The sequence below is a fragment of the Mycobacterium sp. NGS54 genome (assembly GCF_059812465.1).
In genome coordinates, this window is record NZ_JCALCS010000003.1 from 57,989 (window position 1) to 75,735 (window position 17,747).

17 protein-coding genes are annotated in these 17,747 nt (G+C 68.3%); 8 read left to right on the forward strand and 9 right to left on the reverse strand.

The window, feature by feature from the left end:
- Positions 1–213: 213 nt before the first annotated feature.
- Positions 214–1,146, forward strand: coding sequence for a LysR family transcriptional regulator (locus AC5Y5E_RS09195; protein WP_499902692.1), 933 nt, complete (start codon positions 214–216; stop codon positions 1,144–1,146).
- On the opposite strand, the gene oxc is transcribed toward AC5Y5E_RS09195, so the two are convergent.
- On the reverse strand, positions 1,130–2,851 hold the full coding sequence (gene oxc, locus AC5Y5E_RS09200) for an oxalyl-CoA decarboxylase (protein WP_499902693.1): 1,722 nt from the start codon (positions 2,849–2,851) through the stop codon (positions 1,130–1,132). The genes AC5Y5E_RS09195 and oxc overlap by 17 nt on opposite strands.
- Before the next feature lie 212 nt (positions 2,852–3,063).
- Here oxc and AC5Y5E_RS09205 point away from each other — a divergent pair, with 212 nt between their 5' ends.
- Positions 3,064–4,623, forward strand: a complete 1,560-nt coding sequence (locus tag AC5Y5E_RS09205; RefSeq protein WP_499902694.1) for a FadD7 family fatty acid--CoA ligase — start codon at positions 3,064–3,066, stop codon at positions 4,621–4,623.
- A gap of 19 nt (positions 4,624–4,642) precedes the next feature.
- Here the strand turns inward: AC5Y5E_RS09205 and AC5Y5E_RS09210 are convergent, their stop codons facing one another.
- Positions 4,643–6,793, reverse strand: a complete 2,151-nt coding sequence (locus AC5Y5E_RS09210; protein ID WP_499902695.1) for an elongation factor G-like protein EF-G2 — start codon at positions 6,791–6,793, stop codon at positions 4,643–4,645.
- A gap of 169 nt (positions 6,794–6,962) precedes the next feature.
- The gene (locus AC5Y5E_RS09215; protein WP_499902696.1) at positions 6,963–7,373 is read right to left on the reverse strand and encodes a TIGR03668 family PPOX class F420-dependent oxidoreductase; all 411 of its coding nucleotides are present in this window, start codon (positions 7,371–7,373) and stop codon (positions 6,963–6,965) included.
- A 39-nt stretch (positions 7,374–7,412) separates the two neighbouring features.
- Between AC5Y5E_RS09215 and AC5Y5E_RS09220 the strand changes: the two genes are divergently transcribed.
- The 5 genes from AC5Y5E_RS09220 (at position 7,413) to AC5Y5E_RS09240 (ending at position 13,024) form a co-directional block, all read left to right on the forward strand.
- A complete protein-coding gene (locus tag AC5Y5E_RS09220; protein WP_499902697.1) occupies positions 7,413–7,877 on the forward strand; it encodes a nuclear transport factor 2 family protein in 465 nt (154 codons plus the stop codon).
- Positions 7,878–7,988: 111 nt separating this feature from the next.
- Positions 7,989–9,038 (forward strand): S1C family serine protease, encoded by a 1,050-nt coding sequence (locus tag AC5Y5E_RS09225; protein ID WP_499902698.1) that lies wholly within the window; start codon positions 7,989–7,991, stop codon positions 9,036–9,038.
- 120 nt (positions 9,039–9,158) lie between these two features.
- Positions 9,159–10,931 carry a maltose alpha-D-glucosyltransferase gene (gene treS, locus AC5Y5E_RS09230; protein ID WP_499902699.1) on the forward strand — a complete coding sequence of 591 codons (1,773 nt, stop codon included), beginning with the start codon at positions 9,159–9,161 and terminating at the stop codon, positions 10,929–10,931.
- Complete coding sequence (locus AC5Y5E_RS09235) at positions 10,928–12,268, forward strand: maltokinase N-terminal cap-like domain-containing protein (RefSeq protein WP_499902700.1); 1,341 nt, start codon at positions 10,928–10,930, stop codon at positions 12,266–12,268. The genes treS and AC5Y5E_RS09235 overlap by 4 nt, the downstream gene beginning before the upstream one ends.
- A gap of 33 nt (positions 12,269–12,301) precedes the next feature.
- Positions 12,302–13,024 carry a YoaK family protein gene (locus AC5Y5E_RS09240; RefSeq protein ID WP_499902701.1) on the forward strand — a complete coding sequence of 241 codons (723 nt, stop codon included), beginning with the start codon at positions 12,302–12,304 and terminating at the stop codon, positions 13,022–13,024.
- A 36-nt stretch (positions 13,025–13,060) separates the two neighbouring features.
- Here AC5Y5E_RS09240 and ag85C read toward each other — a convergent pair whose 3' ends face one another.
- The 6 genes from ag85C to AC5Y5E_RS09270 all read right to left on the reverse strand — a co-directional run bounded on the left by ag85C (position 13,061) and on the right by AC5Y5E_RS09270 (position 17,148).
- Positions 13,061–14,092: a diacylglycerol acyltransferase/mycolyltransferase Ag85C gene (ag85C, locus tag AC5Y5E_RS09245; RefSeq protein WP_499902702.1), complete on the reverse strand. Its 1,032-nt coding sequence runs from the start codon at positions 14,090–14,092 to the stop codon at positions 13,061–13,063.
- Positions 14,093–14,303: 211 nt separating this feature from the next.
- Entirely contained in the window at positions 14,304–15,131 is an 828-nt protein-coding gene (locus tag AC5Y5E_RS09250) for an ABC transporter permease (protein ID WP_499902703.1), read from the reverse strand.
- Positions 15,121–15,942, reverse strand: a complete 822-nt coding sequence (locus AC5Y5E_RS09255; RefSeq protein ID WP_499902704.1) for an ATP-binding cassette domain-containing protein — start codon at positions 15,940–15,942, stop codon at positions 15,121–15,123. Before AC5Y5E_RS09255 ends, AC5Y5E_RS09250 begins: the two co-directional genes overlap by 11 nt.
- Complete coding sequence (locus AC5Y5E_RS09260) at positions 15,939–16,400, reverse strand: MarR family winged helix-turn-helix transcriptional regulator (RefSeq protein ID WP_499902705.1); 462 nt, start codon at positions 16,398–16,400, stop codon at positions 15,939–15,941. Before AC5Y5E_RS09260 ends, AC5Y5E_RS09255 begins: the two co-directional genes overlap by 4 nt.
- A 56-nt stretch (positions 16,401–16,456) precedes the next feature.
- Entirely contained in the window at positions 16,457–16,954 is a 498-nt protein-coding gene (locus tag AC5Y5E_RS09265) for a metallophosphoesterase family protein (RefSeq protein WP_499902706.1), read from the reverse strand.
- Between the two features lie 14 nt (positions 16,955–16,968).
- Positions 16,969–17,148, reverse strand: coding sequence for a hypothetical protein (locus tag AC5Y5E_RS09270; RefSeq protein WP_499878464.1), 180 nt, complete (start codon positions 17,146–17,148; stop codon positions 16,969–16,971).
- A gap of 93 nt (positions 17,149–17,241) precedes the next feature.
- On the opposite strand from AC5Y5E_RS09270, the gene AC5Y5E_RS09275 reads away from it, so the two are divergent.
- Complete coding sequence (locus AC5Y5E_RS09275; RefSeq protein WP_499902707.1) at positions 17,242–17,697, forward strand: MaoC family dehydratase; 456 nt, start codon at positions 17,242–17,244, stop codon at positions 17,695–17,697.
- The last annotated feature ends 50 nt before the right edge of the window (positions 17,698–17,747 follow it).

The following is a 17,747-nucleotide window of genomic DNA, read 5'->3' on the forward strand; positions in this document are numbered from 1 at the left end:
CAAACATTGACGTGTTCGCTGGATCCCGTGCCCACCGCCGCTCGGACCGGCCCGTGGCGGGGGTGGCGGCGCCGCCCACGCCCGAAAAGCGTTGAACCGTCGGCGGCCGCGCAAAACCGGTGGCGGCACAACGGCTTTCGCGGCAGCAAAGCCGTGTTAGCCTCAGCCAGGCCGGTGCCCGAAGGCCTAGCCCGAACACCAAGGAGGGCGCGGGTGCTTTTCCGTCAACTGGAGTACTTCGTTGCGGTCGCCCAGGAGCGCCACTTCGCCAGGGCGGCCGAGAAGTGCTACGTCTCGCAACCCGCGCTGTCCGCGGCGATCGGCAAGCTCGAACGCGAGCTCAACGTCACGCTGATCAACCGTGGACACAGCTTCGAGGGGCTCACGCCCGAGGGCGAGCGACTGGTCGTGTGGGCCAAACGGATTCTCGCCGAACATGACGCGTTCAAGGCCGAGGTGCACGCCGTGCGATCCGGCATCGCGGGAACGCTTCGGCTGGGCACGGTGCCCACCGCCTCCACGACGGCGTCGCTGGTGCTCTCGGCGTTCTGTTCGGAGCATCCGCTGGTGAAGGTGCAGATCCTCTCCCGGCTGGCGGCCACCGAGCTGTACCGGCGGGTACGCGAGTTCGAGCTGGATGCCGCCATCGTGCACACCGCCACCGACGACGCCCACGACGTAAACCTGGTGTCGCTCTACGAGGAGCACTACGTGCTGCTGTCGACGGCCAGCATGTTGCCCGCCGGCACGTCGACGCTGACGTGGCCCGAGGCGGCGCAGCTGCCGCTGGCGCTGCTCACCGCCGACATGCGGGATCGTCAGATCATCGACGGGGCCTTCGCCGGTCACGGCATCACCGCCACCCCGCAGGTCGAAACGGACTCCGTCGCTTCGCTATTGGCGCAGGTGGCCACGGGCAACTGGGCCTGCATCGTCCCGCACACCTGGCTGTGGACGTCGCCGCTCGGAACGGATGTCCGCGCGGTCGAGATGGTCGACCCGGCGCTGAAGGCCGAGATCGCGCTGGTGACAAACTCCTCCGGGCCGGGCTCGCCGGTCGCCCGTGCGCTGACCGCGTCCGCGCAAAAGTTGCAGCTCAACGAGTTCTTCGACGCGCAACTGCTGGGCATCACGCGCCGGCGCTGACCACCGGCGGTGCTGTCGCCGCGCTGCTCGGGTTGAGCCCCGCCAGATGTCCGCTTTCCACACCGGCGGCCGGGTCGAGTTCGCAGTCGATGACCGACGGCCCCTTGCCGGCGATCGCCTCGGCCAGCGCCGAGCGCAGCGCGGAGGGCGTGGTGACGTGATATCCCTTGCCCCCGAACGCCTCTGCGATCAGCTCGTGACGCGCCCGCGCGTTCAGCACGGTCGGCGCGGGGTCCTCCCTCTGAGGGGCCGAGCCGGCCGGAGCTTCGTCGCCGCGGTAAACGCCGCCGTTGTTGAGGATGACGACGGTCACCGGCAGCCGGTAGCGGCAGATCGTCTCGACTTCCATGCCGGAAAAGCCGAACGCGCTGTCGCCCTCGATCGCGACGACGGGGTCGCCGGTCTCCACCGCCGCGGCGATGGCGTATCCCATGCCGATGCCCATCACGCCCCACGTGCCGGTGTCCAGCCGGTGCCGCGGCGACTCCATGTCGATGACGTTGCGGGCCAGATCGAGTGCGTTGGCGCCCTCGTTGACCACGTATACTCCCGGGTTTTCTTGCAGCACAGAGCGAATGGCGCCCAGCGCGTTGTAAAACCGCATGGGGTGCGGGTCGTCGGCGAGCCGCTCGAGCATCTTGGCCTCGTTACGGGCCCTGCGCTCGGCCAGCTCGTCGACCCATTCGGTGGGCGCGGCGACGGGATCCGCGGCCACCGCGTCACATAGCGCTGACATCACCGAGCCGATGTCGCCGGCCAGCGGTGCCTCGATCGGCCGGTTGCTGTCGAATTCGGACGCCGCGATGTCGATCTGGACGAACTTGGCGTCGCGGGACCATTGCGGCGCCGCCCCGTGGCCGAGCAGCCAGTTCAGCCGGGCGCCGACCAGCAAGACGGCGTCGGCGCGGGCGATCGCCAGCGAACGCGCGGCCGCCGCCGACTGGGGGTGCGAGTCGGGCAGCAGCCCTTTGGCCATCGACATCGGCAGGAACGGAATTCCGGTGTCCTCCACGAATTTCCGGATCGTGCCGTCGGCCTGGGCGTACGCGGCGCCCTTGCCGAGCACGATCAGCGGCCGGCGCGCCTGCCTGAGCACCTGCAGCGCGCGATCGACCGACTCCGGCGCCGGCAGCTGCCGCGGAGCCGCGTCGACGACCCGCCAAACGGTGGCGGACGCGGCGGACGCCTCCATGGCCTGACCCAGAACATCGGCGGGGATGTCGAGATAGACGCCGCCGGGGCGCCCGGAGACGGCGGTGCGAATCGCGCGCGCCACGCCGCGCCCGATGTCCTCGATGCGGCCGATCCGGTATGCGGCCTTCGCGAAAGGCCTTGCGGCGTCGAGCTGGTCGAGATCCTGGTAGTCACCGCGCTGCAGGTCGACCATCGCGCGATTGCTGGAACCCGAGATCTGGATCATCGGGAAACAGTTCGTGGTGGCGTTGGCCAGCGCCGGCAAGGCGTTGAGGAACCCGGGACCGGACGTGGTCAGGCACACGCCCGGGCGGCGGGTGAGGAACCCGGCCGCGGCGGCGGCATTGCCGGCCGAGGCCTCCTGCCGAAAGCCGATGTAGCGGATGCCCGCTGCCTGCGCGGTGCGGGCGAGGTCGGTGATCGGGATGCCGACGATCCCGTAGATGGTGTCGACGTCGTTCGCCTTCAGGGCATCGACGACGAGGTGAAAGCCGTCGGTCAAACCTGGCATGGTGGCGGCCTCCTCGTGAGCTACCTAAGGTCAGTCATCACTGTCGTCTCGGTGCGCGCAGGTGTCCAAGACTAGGCCGCTATGCACCGATTCACGCCGTCTATCGATAGCGCGCGGTTATCGATAGTGAGCGGATCGGTATTGGACGTACACCGAGGTCTCGCGGCATGGTTCGAGCAGGAGCTCGCACATTCAACGAAAGGCGTTTGGCGATGAAGACAGGCAATCACACGGTCGCCGATCTGGTCGAGGTGGCGGCGAGCCGGCGGCCGGACGCGCCGGCGCTCGTCGTCGGCTCCGATCGCACCCCGGTCAGCTACCGCGACCTGGTGCGCCTGGTCGACGACCTGGCGGGACAACTGAGGCGGAACGGGCTGGGGGCCGGTGATCGCGTGGCGCTCCGCGCGGGCAGCAACGCGGAGTTCGTCGTCGTGTTGTTGGCGGTGCTGCGGGCCGGCCTGATCGCGGTTCCGTTGGACCCGGCCTTGCCCGCCGGCGAGCAGCGCACCCGAAGCGAGGCGGTGGGGGCGCGGGCCGTGCTGGTCGACGGCGTGGCTCCCGGCGACGACCGGGAGCCGGACTTGCGCCGGTGGCCGATCGCCGTGACCGTCGGCCCCGGGCAGGGCACGCCGGCGGTACACCTGGACGCCGCGACGCCGCCGGGGCAGGACGTTTCGACGCCGCAGGGGCTTTCCGACGACGACGCGATGATCATGTTCACCGGCGGAACCACGGGCGTGCCGAAGATGGTGCCCTGGACCAACCAGAACATCGCCGACTCGGTGCGCGCGGTCGTCGCCGGTTACGGGCTGGGCCCACAGGATGCGACGGTCGCGGTGATGCCGCTCTACCACGGTCACGGGCTGATCGCCGCGTTGCTCTCGACGCTGGCCTCCGGGGGCACGGCGCTGCTGCCGGCGCGGGGGCGGTTCTCCGCGCACACGTTCTGGGACGACATCGACGCCGTGCGGGCCACCTGGTACACCGCCGTCCCGACGATTCATCAGATCCTGTTGGAGCGCAACAAGACCGAGCAGGCGGGCGACAAGCGGGCCGCGTTGCGCTTCATCCGCAGTTGCAGCGCCCCGCTCACCGCGGAGACCGCCCGGGCGCTGCAGGAGACGTTTTCGGCGCCGGTGGTGTGCGCCTTCGGCATGACCGAGGCCACTCACCAGGTGGCCACCACCGGAGCCGGTCAGAGCGAAAACCCGGCCGCCACACCGGGTCTCGTCGGCCGGTCCACGGGGCCCGAAATCCGGATCGCGGGCCCCGACGGCCAGCCCGTGCCCGCGGGGGCCGTCGGGGAGGTCTGGCTGCACGGCACCACCGTGGTGCGCGGCTACCTCGGCGACCCGGCGATAACCGCCGCGAACTTCACCGACGGATGGCTGCGCACCGGCGACCTGGGATCGCTCTCGGCCGCCGGCGATTTGACGATCCGGGGCCGGATCAAGGAGCTCATCAACCGGGGCGGCGAGAAGATTTCGCCTGAGCGAGTCGAGGGCGTCCTGGCCACCCATCCCGACGTGCTCGAGGTGGCCGTGTTCGGCCTGCCGGACAAGATGTACGGGGAGACGGTGGCCGCGGTGATCGTGCCCCGCGAATCGCCCGCGCCGACAGCCGCCGAGCTGGCGGTGTTCTGCCGCGAGCGGCTGGCGCCCTTCGAGGTGCCGGCCGCCTTCACCGAAGCCGGCGCCCTGCCGCACACCGCGAAGGGCTCGCTGGACCGCCGCGCCGTCGCCGAGAAATTCGGTCGCGCGGATCAATCCTGAGGCGCGCGCCGACGAAGCGTCACGCCGTGGTCTTCATCCGGGCCGCCGCCGACTCGGGCATGGGTTCGTAGCGGGCGAAAGAGCGGGTGAACGACGCGGCGCCATGCGCCAGCGAACGCAGGTCGATCGCATAGCGCGTCAGCTCGACCTGGGGCACCTCGGCTCTGACCAGCGTGCGTTCGTTCCCCGCGGCCTCGGTGCCGAGCACGCGTCCGCGCCGCCCCGACAGGTCGCCCATCACCGCGCCGACGAAATCGTCGGGCACCAGCACCGAGATCTCGTCGATCGGCTCGAGCAGGGTGACCTTCGTCGCCGCAGCCGCCTCCCGCAGCGCCAACGCACCGGCGGCCTGGAACGCGAAGTCCGATGAGTCGACGCTGTGGGCCTTGCCGTCGAACAACGTGACGCGGATGTCGACCACCGGGTAACCCGCGTGCACACCCTTCTCCATCTGCGCGCGGACACCCTTCTCCACACTCGGGATGAAGTTCCGTGGCACCGCCCCGCCGACCACCTTGTCGACGAATTCGAACCCGGAGCCCTCCGGCAGCGGCTCCACCTCGATGTCGCACACCGCGTACTGGCCGTGCCCGCCGGACTGCTTGATGTGGCGGCCGTGTCCTTTGGCCTTGCCGCCGAACGTTTCTCGCAGCGGGACGCGCAGCTCGATCGTGTCCACGGTGACGCCGTACCGGTTGGCCAGGGCGTCGAGGACCACGCCGGCATGGGCCTCGCCCATGCACCACAGCACGATCTGGTGCGTTTCCTGGTTCTGCTCGATCCGCAGCGTCGGGTCTTCGGCCGCCAGCCGGCCCAAGCCGACCGACAGTTTGTCTTCGTCGGTCTTGGCGTGCGCCTGAATGGCCACCGGCAGCAGCGGTTCGGGCATCGTCCACGGCCGCAGGACCAGCGGTTCGGACTTGTCCGAGAGGGTGTCGCCGGTTTCGGCGCGGCTCAGCTTGCCGATGGCGCAGATGTCGCCCGCCACCGCGGCGGCCGCCGGGCGCTGCTGCTTGCCGAGCGGGAAGGACAGGACGCCGATGCGTTCGTCCTCGTCGTGATCGGGGTGCGAATGCCCGCTCCCATTCGAGCCCTCGCCGAAGAACGACGCAAAATGGCCCGACACATGAACCGTCGTGTCGGGCCTGATGGTGCCGGAGAACACCCGGACCAGGCTCACCCGGCCGACGTAGGGGTCCGACGTCGTCTTCACCACCTCCGCGAGCAGCGGCGCATCGGCGTCACACGCCAGCGTCGCGTGCGTCGCACCGTTCGGCGTGAAGACCTCCGGCAGCGGGTGTTCCATCGGGGAAGGGAAGCCGCGGGTGGCGACCTCCAGCAATTCCAGGGTGCCGACGCCGGTGCCGCTGCAGACCGGGATCACGGGGAAGAACGAGCCCCGGGCGACGGCCTTCTCCAGGTCCTCGATGAGTACCGACTCGTCGATCGATTCGCCGCCCAGGTAGCGCTCCATCAGGGACTCGTCCTCGGATTCCTCGATGATGCCCTCGATCAGGCTGCCGCGGGCCTCCTCGATCCGGTCGGCGTCCGCCGGGTCGGGCGGATCGATGGTCCGCTTGCCGCCGGAATACTGGTAGCGCTTCTGTGACAGCAAGCCGATCAGGCCGCCGTCGAGCGGCAGGTAAAGCGGTAACACCTTGTCGCCGAACGCGTTCTGCGCGGCGGCCAGCGCCTCCTGATAGTTCGCCCGCGCATGGTCGAGCTTGGTGATCACCACGGCACGGGGCATGCCGACCTGGCTGCACTCCTGCCAGAGCGACTTGGTCGGTTCGTCGACGCCCTCGTTCGCGGCGATCACGAACAGCGCGCAGTCCGCGGCGCGCAACCCGGCGCGCAGCTCGCCGACGAAGTCGGCGTACCCGGGCGTGTCGACCAGGTTGATCTTGACGCCGTCGTGCGACAGGGATGCCACCGCGACCCCGACGGAGCGTTGTTGGCGGATCTCCGCCTCGTCGTAGTCGCAGATGGTGCTGCCGTCGGTGACCGAGCCGGGCCGGCTCAGCACGCCCGCGGCGACCAGCAGCGCCTCGACCAGGGTGGTCTTGCCGCCACCGGAGGGGCCGACCAGGACCACGTTGCGAACATCGCCGGGACCGTTTGCGGTGGGAGCGGCCGCCGCGCCCAGGGAAGCGTTCGCCTTGTCCGCCATGACTTTCCTCCAGTTCCGCAGCGCCGCGGCGTGCTGTAGCGCGGTGTGTTGCAGACCACAGGACGCCTGTAGGCAACTTTTCCCCCAACTGCCGCCCAACACAAGGCCACCGGCCGGCCACAATTGCGGGCGGGTTGTCCCCGCCGGATCGATGCCGTCGCCCGCCCGGTCAGGCGTGCCAGCTCGACCAGCGCCGCACGGCAACCGCGATGACCGGGCCATCCAGCGAAACCGATTGATACTGGCGGTATTTGGCGCGCAGCAGCCGCGAGCCGCTCTCCAGCGCCTCGCCGTCGGTGTGAATGGAGGCGAGACCATCGGCGCGGACCCACCACAACCGCGCCCAGTCGTCGTCGTAGTGGTCGACGAGCAGACTGACCTGTGGGTTGCGTTCGATGTTGGCCAGGCGCCGCAGCCGTCGCGTCGTCTTGGGTTTCGCGTCGACGGCCGTGTACACGACGTCATTTGCGCCGACGGCGAAGACCACCGGCACCAGGTGCGGCGCGCCGTCGGGCGTGGCGGTGGCCAGGCGGGCTATCGGGGACTGTGAGAATCTGGCCTTCGGGTCGAATTCGCCCACTGCCTCAGACTAGGGCCGGCGCCGCGCTACGTTAACCGCATGCCGGCCGAGACCCAGATCGCGAACCTCCTGTATCGCTACGCCGAATGCATCGACGCTGGCGACCTGGCGGGTGCTGCGGAGCTCTTCCAACACGCTCGCATCCGCATCGGCGGCTCGGCGGCCGACCCGGACACCGTCGACTCGGCCCGGCTGCTGGGGATCTGGAAATCGCTGATCGTGCTCCACGCGGACGGGACGCCGCGAACCAAGCACGTGACGACCAATCCGATCATCGAGGTCGATGAGCAGGCCGGCACCGCGTCCTGCCGCAGTTACTACACGGTGCTGCAGCAGACCGACGAGCTGCCACTGCAGACCATCGTCACGGGTCGCTATCACGACCGATTCGAATGCGTCGACGGTCGGTGGCGGTTTTGCTACCGCGATCTCACGCTCATCGACATGGTCGGCGACGTCAGCCAGCACCTGGCCCATCCCGTCGCGCCGGCCCAAGGGGCCTGACCACTGTTGTGAATAGCTATCTGCATTACGGTTATACCCATCGAGTCGTGTTACCCAGACCGGGAGGCTGGGCCGAATTCTGGTTCTTACTGCGTCGCAGGAGGTGACGGGATGAGCAAATCGCACCACCGCTCCGTCCGGTGGTCAGGGGTGGTCAGCGTGCTGGCCGCGGTGGGGCTGGGCCTCGGCATGGCCGCGGCGCCGGCATCCGCGTCGCCGGCATACGACCGGCCCCTGGCACCGCTGGACCCGTCGGGCATCGTCGGAAAGGTCGGGCCGCAGGTCGTCGACATCAGCACCAAGTTCGGTTACAACAACGCGGTGGGGGCGGGAACCGGCATCGTCATCGATCCGGGCGGTGTCATCCTGACCAACAACCACGTGATCTCGGGGGCCACCGACATCAGCGCGTTCGCCGTCGGCAACGGCCAGACCTACGCCGTCGACGTCATCGGCTACGACCGGACGGCGGACGTGGCGGTCCTGCAGCTTCGCGGAGGGGGCGGCCTGCCGGCCGCCAACATCGGGGGCGGGGTCTCGATCGGCGAGCCGATCGTGGCGCTGGGCAACGCCGGTGGTCAGGGCGGGACGCCCAGCGCGGTCGCCGGCAAGGTCGTCGGCCTCAACCAGAGCGTCTCGGCGACCGACACCCTGACCGGCGCGGAGGAGAACCTCGGCGGGCTGATCCAGGCCGACGCCGCGATCCGGCCCGGTGACTCGGGCGGGCCCATGGTGAACCAGGCCGGCCAGGTGATCGGAATGAACACCGCCGCCACCGACAGCTACAAGATGTCCGGCGGGCAGGGTTTCGCCATTCCGATCGGCACGGCGATGGGGGTCGCCGGACAGATCCGCTCCGGCGCCGCGTCGAACACGGTGCACATCGGCCCGACGGCCTTCCTGGGCCTGGGAGTGACGGACAACGGCGGCAACGGCGCCCGCGTCGAACGCGTCGTCGGCAGCGGTCCCGCGGCGTCGGCGGGAATCTCGGCCGGCGACGTGATCACCGGGGTCGACAACGTCCCGATCACCGGAGCCACGTCGATGACGGATGTGCTCGTCCCGCATCACCCCGGCGACACCATCACCCTGCACTGGCGCGCCAAAGGTGACGGAGATCGCAGCGGACCGGTGACGCTGGCGGACGGGCCGCCGGCCTGATGCCGCGCGGATAATGCCCGCCTCCGGTCGGATCCGCTTGCGGCACATCGCGATTGGCCGTCCGATCGCGGCCGTGATTCCGGATGCGCCCGGTCGGGTACCCGTGGCATCGTGGAATTGATGAACGACGCAAGAGACGCAGTCGAACACGATCCCGCGGGGGGCAGCCACGTCGAGGGTGGCGTGGTCGAGCATCCAAACGCCGAGGATTTCGACAATGCCGCCGCGCTGCCAGCCGACCCGACCTGGTTCAAACACGCGGTCTTCTACGAGGTGCTGGTCCGGGCGTTCTTCGACGCCAACGCCGACGGGTCCGGTGACCTGCGCGGGCTGATGGAACGCCTGGACTACCTGCAGTGGCTCGGCATCGACTGCATCTGGCTGCCCCCTTTCTACGACTCGCCGCTGCGGGACGGCGGCTATGACATCCGGGACTTCTACAAGGTGCTGCCCGAGTTCGGGACGGTCGACGACTTCGTCGCGTTGCTGGACGCCGCCCACGAGCGGGGAATCCGGGTGATCACCGACCTGGTTATGAACCACACCTCCGAGTCACACCCGTGGTTTCAGGAGTCTCGGCACGATCCCGACGGGCCATACGGCGACTACTACGTGTGGAGCGACACCAGCGAGAAGTACACCGACGCCCGCATCATCTTCGTCGACACCGAGGAATCGAACTGGACCTTCGACCCGGTCCGCCGCCAGTTCTACTGGCACCGGTTCTTCTCCCACCAGCCCGACCTGAACTACGAGAACCCGGCCGTTCAGGAGGCGATGATCGACGTCATCCGCTTCTGGCTGGGATTGGGGATCGACGGGTTTCGCCTTGACGCGGTGCCCTACCTGTTCGAACGCGAGGGCACCAACTGCGAGAACCTGCCCGAGACGCACGCGTTCCTCAGGCGGGTCCGCAAGGTCGTCGACGACGAGTTCCCCGGCCGGGTGCTGCTGGCCGAGGCCAACCAGTGGCCGGGCGACGTCGTGGAGTACTTCGGGGATCCCAGCACCGGCGGCGACGAGTGCCACATGGCCTTCCATTTCCCGCTGATGCCGCGCATCTTCATGGCGGTCCGCCGGGAATCGCGGTTCCCGATCTCCGAGATCCTCGCGCAGACGCCGGCGATCCCGGACATGGCGCAGTGGGGCATCTTTCTGCGCAACCACGACGAGCTGACGCTGGAGATGGTCAGCGACGAAGAGCGCGACTACATGTACGCGGAGTACGCCAAGGATCCGCGGATGAAGGCGAACGTCGGGATCCGCCGCCGCCTGGCGCCGCTGCTGGACAACGACCGCAATCAGATCGAGTTGTTCACCGCGCTGCTGATGTCGCTGCCCGGCTCGCCGGTCCTCTACTACGGTGACGAGATCGGCATGGGTGACGTGATCTGGTTGGGGGACCGCGACGGGGTGCGCACCCCGATGCAGTGGACGCCGGACCGCAACGCCGGCTTCTCCAAGGCCAACCCGGGCCGGCTGTACCTGCCGCCCAGCCAGGACTCGGTGTACGGGTACCAGGCCGTCAACGTGGAGGCGCAACGCGACACCTCGACGTCCCTGCTCAACTTCACCCGGGTGATGCTGGCGGTGCGAGGCCGACACAAGGCTTTCGCGATCGGAAGATTCGAGGAACTGGGCGGGTCTAACCCGTCGGTCCTGGCGTTCGTGCGGCACTCGGCGGACGACGGGGACACCGTGCTGTGCGTCAACAACCTGTCGCGGTTCCCCCAGCCCATCGAACTGAACCTCCAGCAATGGAGTGGTTGCACGCCGGTGGAGCTGACCGGTCACGTGGAGTTTCCGCGCATCGGTCACCTGCCCTACCTGCTGACACTGCCGGGACACGGGTTCTACTGGTTCCAGTTGACCGGATGTGAGGAGAATTCATGACCCACCCAGGCAAGCTGCCGTGGTCTGAGTGGCTCCCCCAGCAACGGTGGTACGCGGGACGCAACCGCGAGCTGTCAGGCGCCGAGCCCGGCGTCGTCGTGCCGCTGCGCGAGGACCTTGACCTGGTCCTCGTCGATGCCCGCTACACCGACGGCTCGTCGGAGCGCTACCAGGTGATCATCAGGTGGGACTCGGCGCCCGTGTCCGAGTACAGCACCGTAGCGACCATCGGGGCGGCCGACGACCGCACCGGGTTCGACGCCCTGTATGACACCGACGCGCCGCGGTTTCTGCTCTCGCTCATCGACGCGGGCGCCGTGCGCGGCTCGTCCGGCGACGAAGTGACGTTTACCAAGGAGCCGGACGTCGAGTTGCCGTTGGACGCGTTGCCGCACGTCTCCGACGCCGAGCAGAGCAACACCAGTGTGATCTTCGATCGAGACGCCATGTTCAAGGTCTTTCGGCGGGTCAGCAGCGGGATCAACCCAGACATCGAACTGAACCGGGCGCTCGCCCGCGCCGGCAACCCGCACGTGGCGCGGTTGCTCGGCACCTACGAGATGCTCCCGCCGGGCGGTGACCCGTGGCCCCTGGGCATGGTGACCGAATTCGCGTCCAACGCCGCCGAGGGCTGGGCCATGGCCACCGCCAGCGTGCGCGACCTGTTCGCGGAGGGCGACCTGTACGCGTACGAGGTCGGCGGCGACTTCGCCGCAGAATCCGGCCGGCTCGGCGAGGCCGTGGCATCCGTGCACGCCACCCTGGCGGAGTGCCTCGGCACGGCGGAGGCCACGTTCCCGGTGGACACTGTGCTGGCCCGGCTGGCGTCGACCGTCGCCAAGGTTCCGGAGCTCGAGGAGTACGCGGCGACCATCGAGGAGCGCTTCCAAAAGCTCTCGGGCGAGACGATCACCATGCAGCGGGTGCACGGCGACCTGCACCTGGGCCAGGTGCTGCGGACGCCGGAGAGCTGGCTGCTGATCGACTTCGAAGGCGAACCGGGACAGCCGCTCGACGAGCGGCGCGCGCCGGATTCGCCGTTGCGCGACGTGGCCGGCGTGCTGCGCTCGTTCGAGTACGCCGCCTACGGGCCGCTGATCGACCAGGGCGCCGACAAGCAGCTGGCCGCCCGCGCCCGGGAATGGGTGGAGCGCAACTGCGCCGCGTTCTGCGACGGCTACGCCGCGGTGTCCGGCGCCGACCCACGGCTTTCGGCGGAGCTGCTGGCCGCCTACGAGCTGGACAAGGCGGTCTACGAGGCCGGCTACGAGGCGCGACACCGGCCGGGCTGGCTGCCGATCCCGCTGCGATCCATCGCCCGGCTGACGGCCGCCTAGGTGCGGCTGCGCCGACGGGCCGTGTCTGCAAGCATGTCCCGCGTGGGGAGAGAGACCTTCAACAGCGAGGCGAGGTTGTCGTGGGTGCTGGCCGGGCTGGCCGGCGTGCTGGGAGCGACGGCATTCACCCACTCGGCCGGCTACTTCGTCACATTCATGACGGGGAATGCCCAGCGCGGCGCGCTGGGTTTTTTCCGCGGCGACATCGTGCTGTCGGTGTCGGCGGCGCTGCTGATCGTGTGCTTCGTCGCCGGCGTGGTGATCGCATCGGTGTGCCGCAGGCATTTCTGGGTCGCGCATCCGCACGGCCCCACCGTGCTCACCACCTTCAGTCTGCTGGCCGCCACCGTGGTGGACGTGCTCGACGAGGGATGGGAAGAGAACCTCCTGGATTTCGCGCCAATCATGTTGGTCGCCTTCGCCATTGGCGCGTTGAACACGTCGTTCGTCAAGGACGGCGAGGTGTCCGTGCCGCTGAGCTACGTGACCGGCACGCTGGTCAAGATGGGCCAGGGCATCGAGCGCCACATCGCCGGCGGCACCGCGGCGGACTGGCTTGGCTACTTCCTGCTGTTCAGCAGTTTCGTCTTGGGTGCCGTGGTGGGCGGCTGCATCAGCCTGGTCGTCAACGGCACCTGGATGCTGGTGGTCGCCACGTCCGTGTGTGCGTTGACGACCGGGTACACGTACTTCCACTCCGACCGGCGCGCGCTGCTGGAGGACAGGTCGGACAAAAAGCATGGGCAGCAGCGCTGACCGGTGCGCTGCTGCCCATGCCGTCTTGGGAGGGGCTCAGGCGGCTGGTGGTGCTGGTTGTGCCGGCTGAGCAGTGGTGTTGATGCTGTTGAGCACCTGGATGATGTCGGGCTTCATGGCGACCAGCTGCTGGTTCCAGTAGGGCCACGAGTGCGTGCCATTGGTCGGGAAGTTGAACACCCCGTTGCGTCCGCCCGCGGCCACGTAGTTGTTCTGGAAGGTTTCGTTGGTGCGCAGCGTGAGGCCTTCCAGGAACTTCGCCGGCATGTTGTCGCCGCCGAGGTCGCTGGGGGTGCCGTTACCGCAGTAGACCCAGATTCGCGTGTTGTTGGCGACCAGCCGCGGAATCTGGACCATCGGGTCGTTTCGCTTCCACGCCGGGTCGCTGGACGGGCCCCACATGCTGTTGGCGTTGTAGCCACCGGAGTCGTTCATCGCCAAACCGATCAGGGTCGGCCACCAGCCCTCGGACGGGTTGAGGAAGCCGGATAGTGAAGCGGCATAGGGGAATTGCTGCGGGTAGTAGGCGGCCATGATCATTGCCGAACCGCCAGACATCGACAGGCCCACGGCGGCGTTGCCGAACGGCGACACCTGCTTGTTGGCCTGCAGCCAGCCGGGCATTTCCTGGGTCAGGAACGTCTCCCACTTGTAGGTGTAGTTCTGTCCGTTGCCGGACGACGGCTGGTACCAGTTGCTGTAGAAGCTGGATTGGCCGCCGACCGGCATGATCACCGACAGGCCGGACTGGTAGAACTCCTCGAAGGCCGGGGTGTTGATGTCCCAGCCGTTGTAATCGTCCTGTGCCCGCAGGCCGTCGAGCAAGTAGACCGCGTGCTGTCCGCCGGGCTGGAACTGCACCTTGATGTTGCGACCCATCGACGGCGATGGCACCTCCAGGTATTCCACCGGGAGTCCTGGCTTCGAGAACGCGCCCGCGGTAGCCGCACCGCCGACGGCGCCGACCAGACCGGATAACAGGGCAGCGCCCACAGCCGCGATGGCCAGCCGGCGCGGCATCCTCGCCGCAACGCCACTCACCTTCCGCACCTCTTCGAAGAACGACATAGCTCCCTACCCATCCCAACTTTCATCGCTTGTTCGATGCCGCACGACTACGGTCGAATCTGTTCGCCTGCGCAGTGAAACACAGGGGGAGGGCGTAATTGGGCTGTCACGGCCGAGGTGGGAGATCGCGGTTGGCTAACGATTGGGAGTCAGCCAGGAATCGTCACACTCGGGTCACGAATGGCTCACGCAGCTGTTGCGATTCAGCGGCCTACGCGACGAGTCGGCGCAAAAGTGTTGAGGCCGCGGCGATTCCGATCAAAGCGGATACCACCAGCACAATAAAGTCGGCCGGGTTGAACGGGGTGCCTATCAACAGCGCCCGCAGCGCGTCCACCTCGTAACTGAGCGGGTTGACCTTGCTCAGCACGTGGAGCCACGTGGGCATCACGTCGACGGGGTAGAGCGCGTTGGACGCGAAGAACAATGGCATCGTGATGGCCTGGCCGATCCCCATCAGGCGATCGCGGCTGAGAACCAGGCCGGCCAGCGTCATCGACAGGCAGGCGAAGAACGCCGCGCCGAGCATGACGACGGCCATCGCCGCCAGTATCCGCAGCGGGTTGACCGTCAGGCCGACGTTCATCAGGTATGCCAACGCCATCACGCCGACGACCTGGGCGACCGACCGCACACCGGCCGCGAACGCCTTGCCGGTGATCAGTGCCGACGCGGGCGCCGGCGTCACCATGAGCTTGGCCAGCAGGCCGGCGTCCCGGTCCCAAATGATCTGTATGCCATAGAAGATCGAGATGAACAGCGCCGACTGCGCGATGATCCCGGGCGCCAGGAAGGCGAGATAGGACACCGACCCGGTGTGGATGACGTGCAACTTGGAAAACGTGGTGCCGAAGATCAGCAGCCACAGCGCGGGCTGCACCATCCGGGTGACGAGCTCGGTCCGGTCGTGCCGCAGCTTCTGCAGTTCGACGATCGCGAACGCACCGACCCGCGCCAGTGTTGCCTGGACCCGTTGCCACCCGCGCGGGGCGCGAACCAGGGTGGCCGCCGGGGAGTCGGGGGCGATGTCAACTGGCACGGCTGGCAACCTTTCTGCTGGAACGGATCTCGCGGAACGAGCCCGGCGATTCCGCCTGGCCGGACAGGTCCTCGGCCGCGTAGTGGCGGAACACGTCCTCGAGCGTGGCGCCGGGCGACACGGTCGATTTGAGCTTGGTGGGCGTTCCTACGGCCCGCAATTGACCGCGGTTCATGAGCGCGACCCGATCACACAGTGCGTCGGCCTCTTCCATGTAGTGGGTGGTGAGCAGCACCGTCATGCCGAACTGGGCCTGCATGCTCTGCACCTGCTGCCAGACACCGTCTCGGGCGATCGGGTCCAGCCCGACCGTCGGCTCGTCGAGCACCAGCAGCGACGGGCGGTTCACCAGCGCCTGCGCCACTTCCAGGCGGCGCACCATGCCGCCGGAGTAGGCGCCCGCCCGCCGGTCGGCCACGTCGAGCAGCTGCATGGCGCCCAGCGCCTGTTCCACCCGCTCGGCCCGGTGGGCGCGGGGCACCCCGTAGAGCCGCGCGAACCACTGCACGTTTTGGCGTCCGGTCAGCGCGGGCTCGACGGAAAGTTGTTGTGGCACATAGCCGATGTTGCTGCGGATGTCGATCGTCTGCTTGCGGGCGTCCATGCCGAAAATGCGCAACTCGCCGCGCTGCACCGGCGTCAACGTGGTGAGCATGCGGACCAGCGTCGTCTTTCCGGCTCCGTTGGGTCCCAGCAGGCCCATGGTCTCGCCCGGCCGCACCTGCAACGTCACGTCGTTGACCGCGGTGAACTGGCCGTAGCGGTAGGTCAGGTTCCGGCAGTCGATCGCCATCGGCAGTCGTTCGCTCATGATCGCCGCTCCTGCAGTCGTCGTGTCATCGTGTCGAGTACCTCCAATCCCTTTGTCAGGGACTCGATTTGGTTGTCGTCGAGTTCGCCGAGCACGTCGGAAACCAGCGCCCGGCGCGCGGCCCGAGACGCGTCGACGAGCTGCTGGGTGGGCTCGGCGAGCCGCAGCTCGCCAACGCGGCGGTCCGACTCGCCGACGGTCCGGATCAGCAAGCCCTTGCCGGCCAGCTTGGACACGAGGGTGGATGCGGTGTTGGGCACCAGTCCGAGCTCCGCGGCGGCGGCGCTGACCGAGATTCCGGGTCGCCGTCCGACCAGCCACAACAGCTCCGCCTGGGCCTCGGACAGCCGCGCGCAATCGAGCCCGCCACCGGCCGACCGGCGAAGTTGCCGGCGAAACCTGCCGACGACGCCGAACAGCTCGGCGACCATATCGGTGCTGGACGTCAGTGCGGCCATATACCTCTGTTTACGAGCTAAATGTGGGTGAGAGCTGTGTGTGGGCTAGCTCCCAGCTACTTTTCGAGCAGATGCAGGGCCACGTCGGTCAACTCACCGTTGTCGATGCCGGCGGTCATGTAGCTGCAGAACGGTTGCCGGCGACGATCCGTCGGCGATCCCGGGTTGAGCAGGCGCAATCCGGTCTTTGTCGTCGTGTCCCACGGAATGTGGCTGTGGCCGAACACCAGCACGTCGGTGTCCGGGTAGAGCCGCGACATGCGCGCGTCCCGGCCGGCCGTGGCGCCGGTCTCGTGGACCACGGTCAGGCGCAGCCCGTCCAGCGTGGCGTCGGCGCGTTCGGACAGCCGCGCCCGCAACGCCGGCCCGTCGTTGTTTCCCCAGCACGCGATCAGCCGCGCGGCTCTGGTTTGCAGCGCGTCCAGCAAGTCGGTCGATACCCAGTCGCCGGCGTGCACCACCACATCGGCCCGCGCGACCTCGTCCCATACCCGGGCGGGCAGGTCGCGGGCGCGCCGTGGCACGTGGGTGTCGGCGATCAGCAGCAGCCTCACGCCGCCATCTTGCGCTACCGCCGGCCGTCCTGACTGCGCGCCTCGGCGCCCGTCTCGCCCGCGTCGAAGGTGTCGTCGGAACCCGCCGCCCCCACATACGACCCGTCGTCGTCCCCTTCGGCGGCCCGCGATCGAGCCTCGTGCACTTCGGGTTCTACGTCTTCCTCGGCCCTGTGGCCCTTGTTTTCCGGCATGGATCCGGGTTTCCCACGCAGCGTCGCGCGAAACGGCCATGATCGGCTCGGATAGGGTGCATGCGGGCATCGTCAGCATCCCGAGGAGAACCAATGCGCACCTTCGATTCAGTGGCCGACCTCGCTGCCGCGGCGGGCGAGACCATCGGGCAGAGCGACTGGGTGACCATCACCCAGGAAGACGTCAACATGTTCGCCGACGCGACCGGCGATCACCAGTGGATCCACGTCGACCCGGAGCGGGCGGCGGCCGGCCCGTTCGGCACGACCATCGCCCACGGTTTCATGACCCTTTCGTTGCTGCCGCGCCTGCAGCACCAGATGTACACCGTCAACGGCATCAAGCTGGCAATCAACTACGGCCTCAACAAGGTTCGCTTTCCCGCCCCGGTGCCGGTCGGCTCGCGGGTTCGCGCCCAGAGCTCGTTGGTCAGCGTCGACGACCTCGGCGACGGCGCCGCGCAGGCGACCGTGTCGACCACCGTCGAGATCGAGGGTTCTCCCAAGCCGGCGTGCGTGGCCGAAAGCATCGTTCGCTACATCTCCTGAAAGTTGGCGAGCAGACGCAGAATCGCATCAGAATCGGCGGGCGAGTGCGA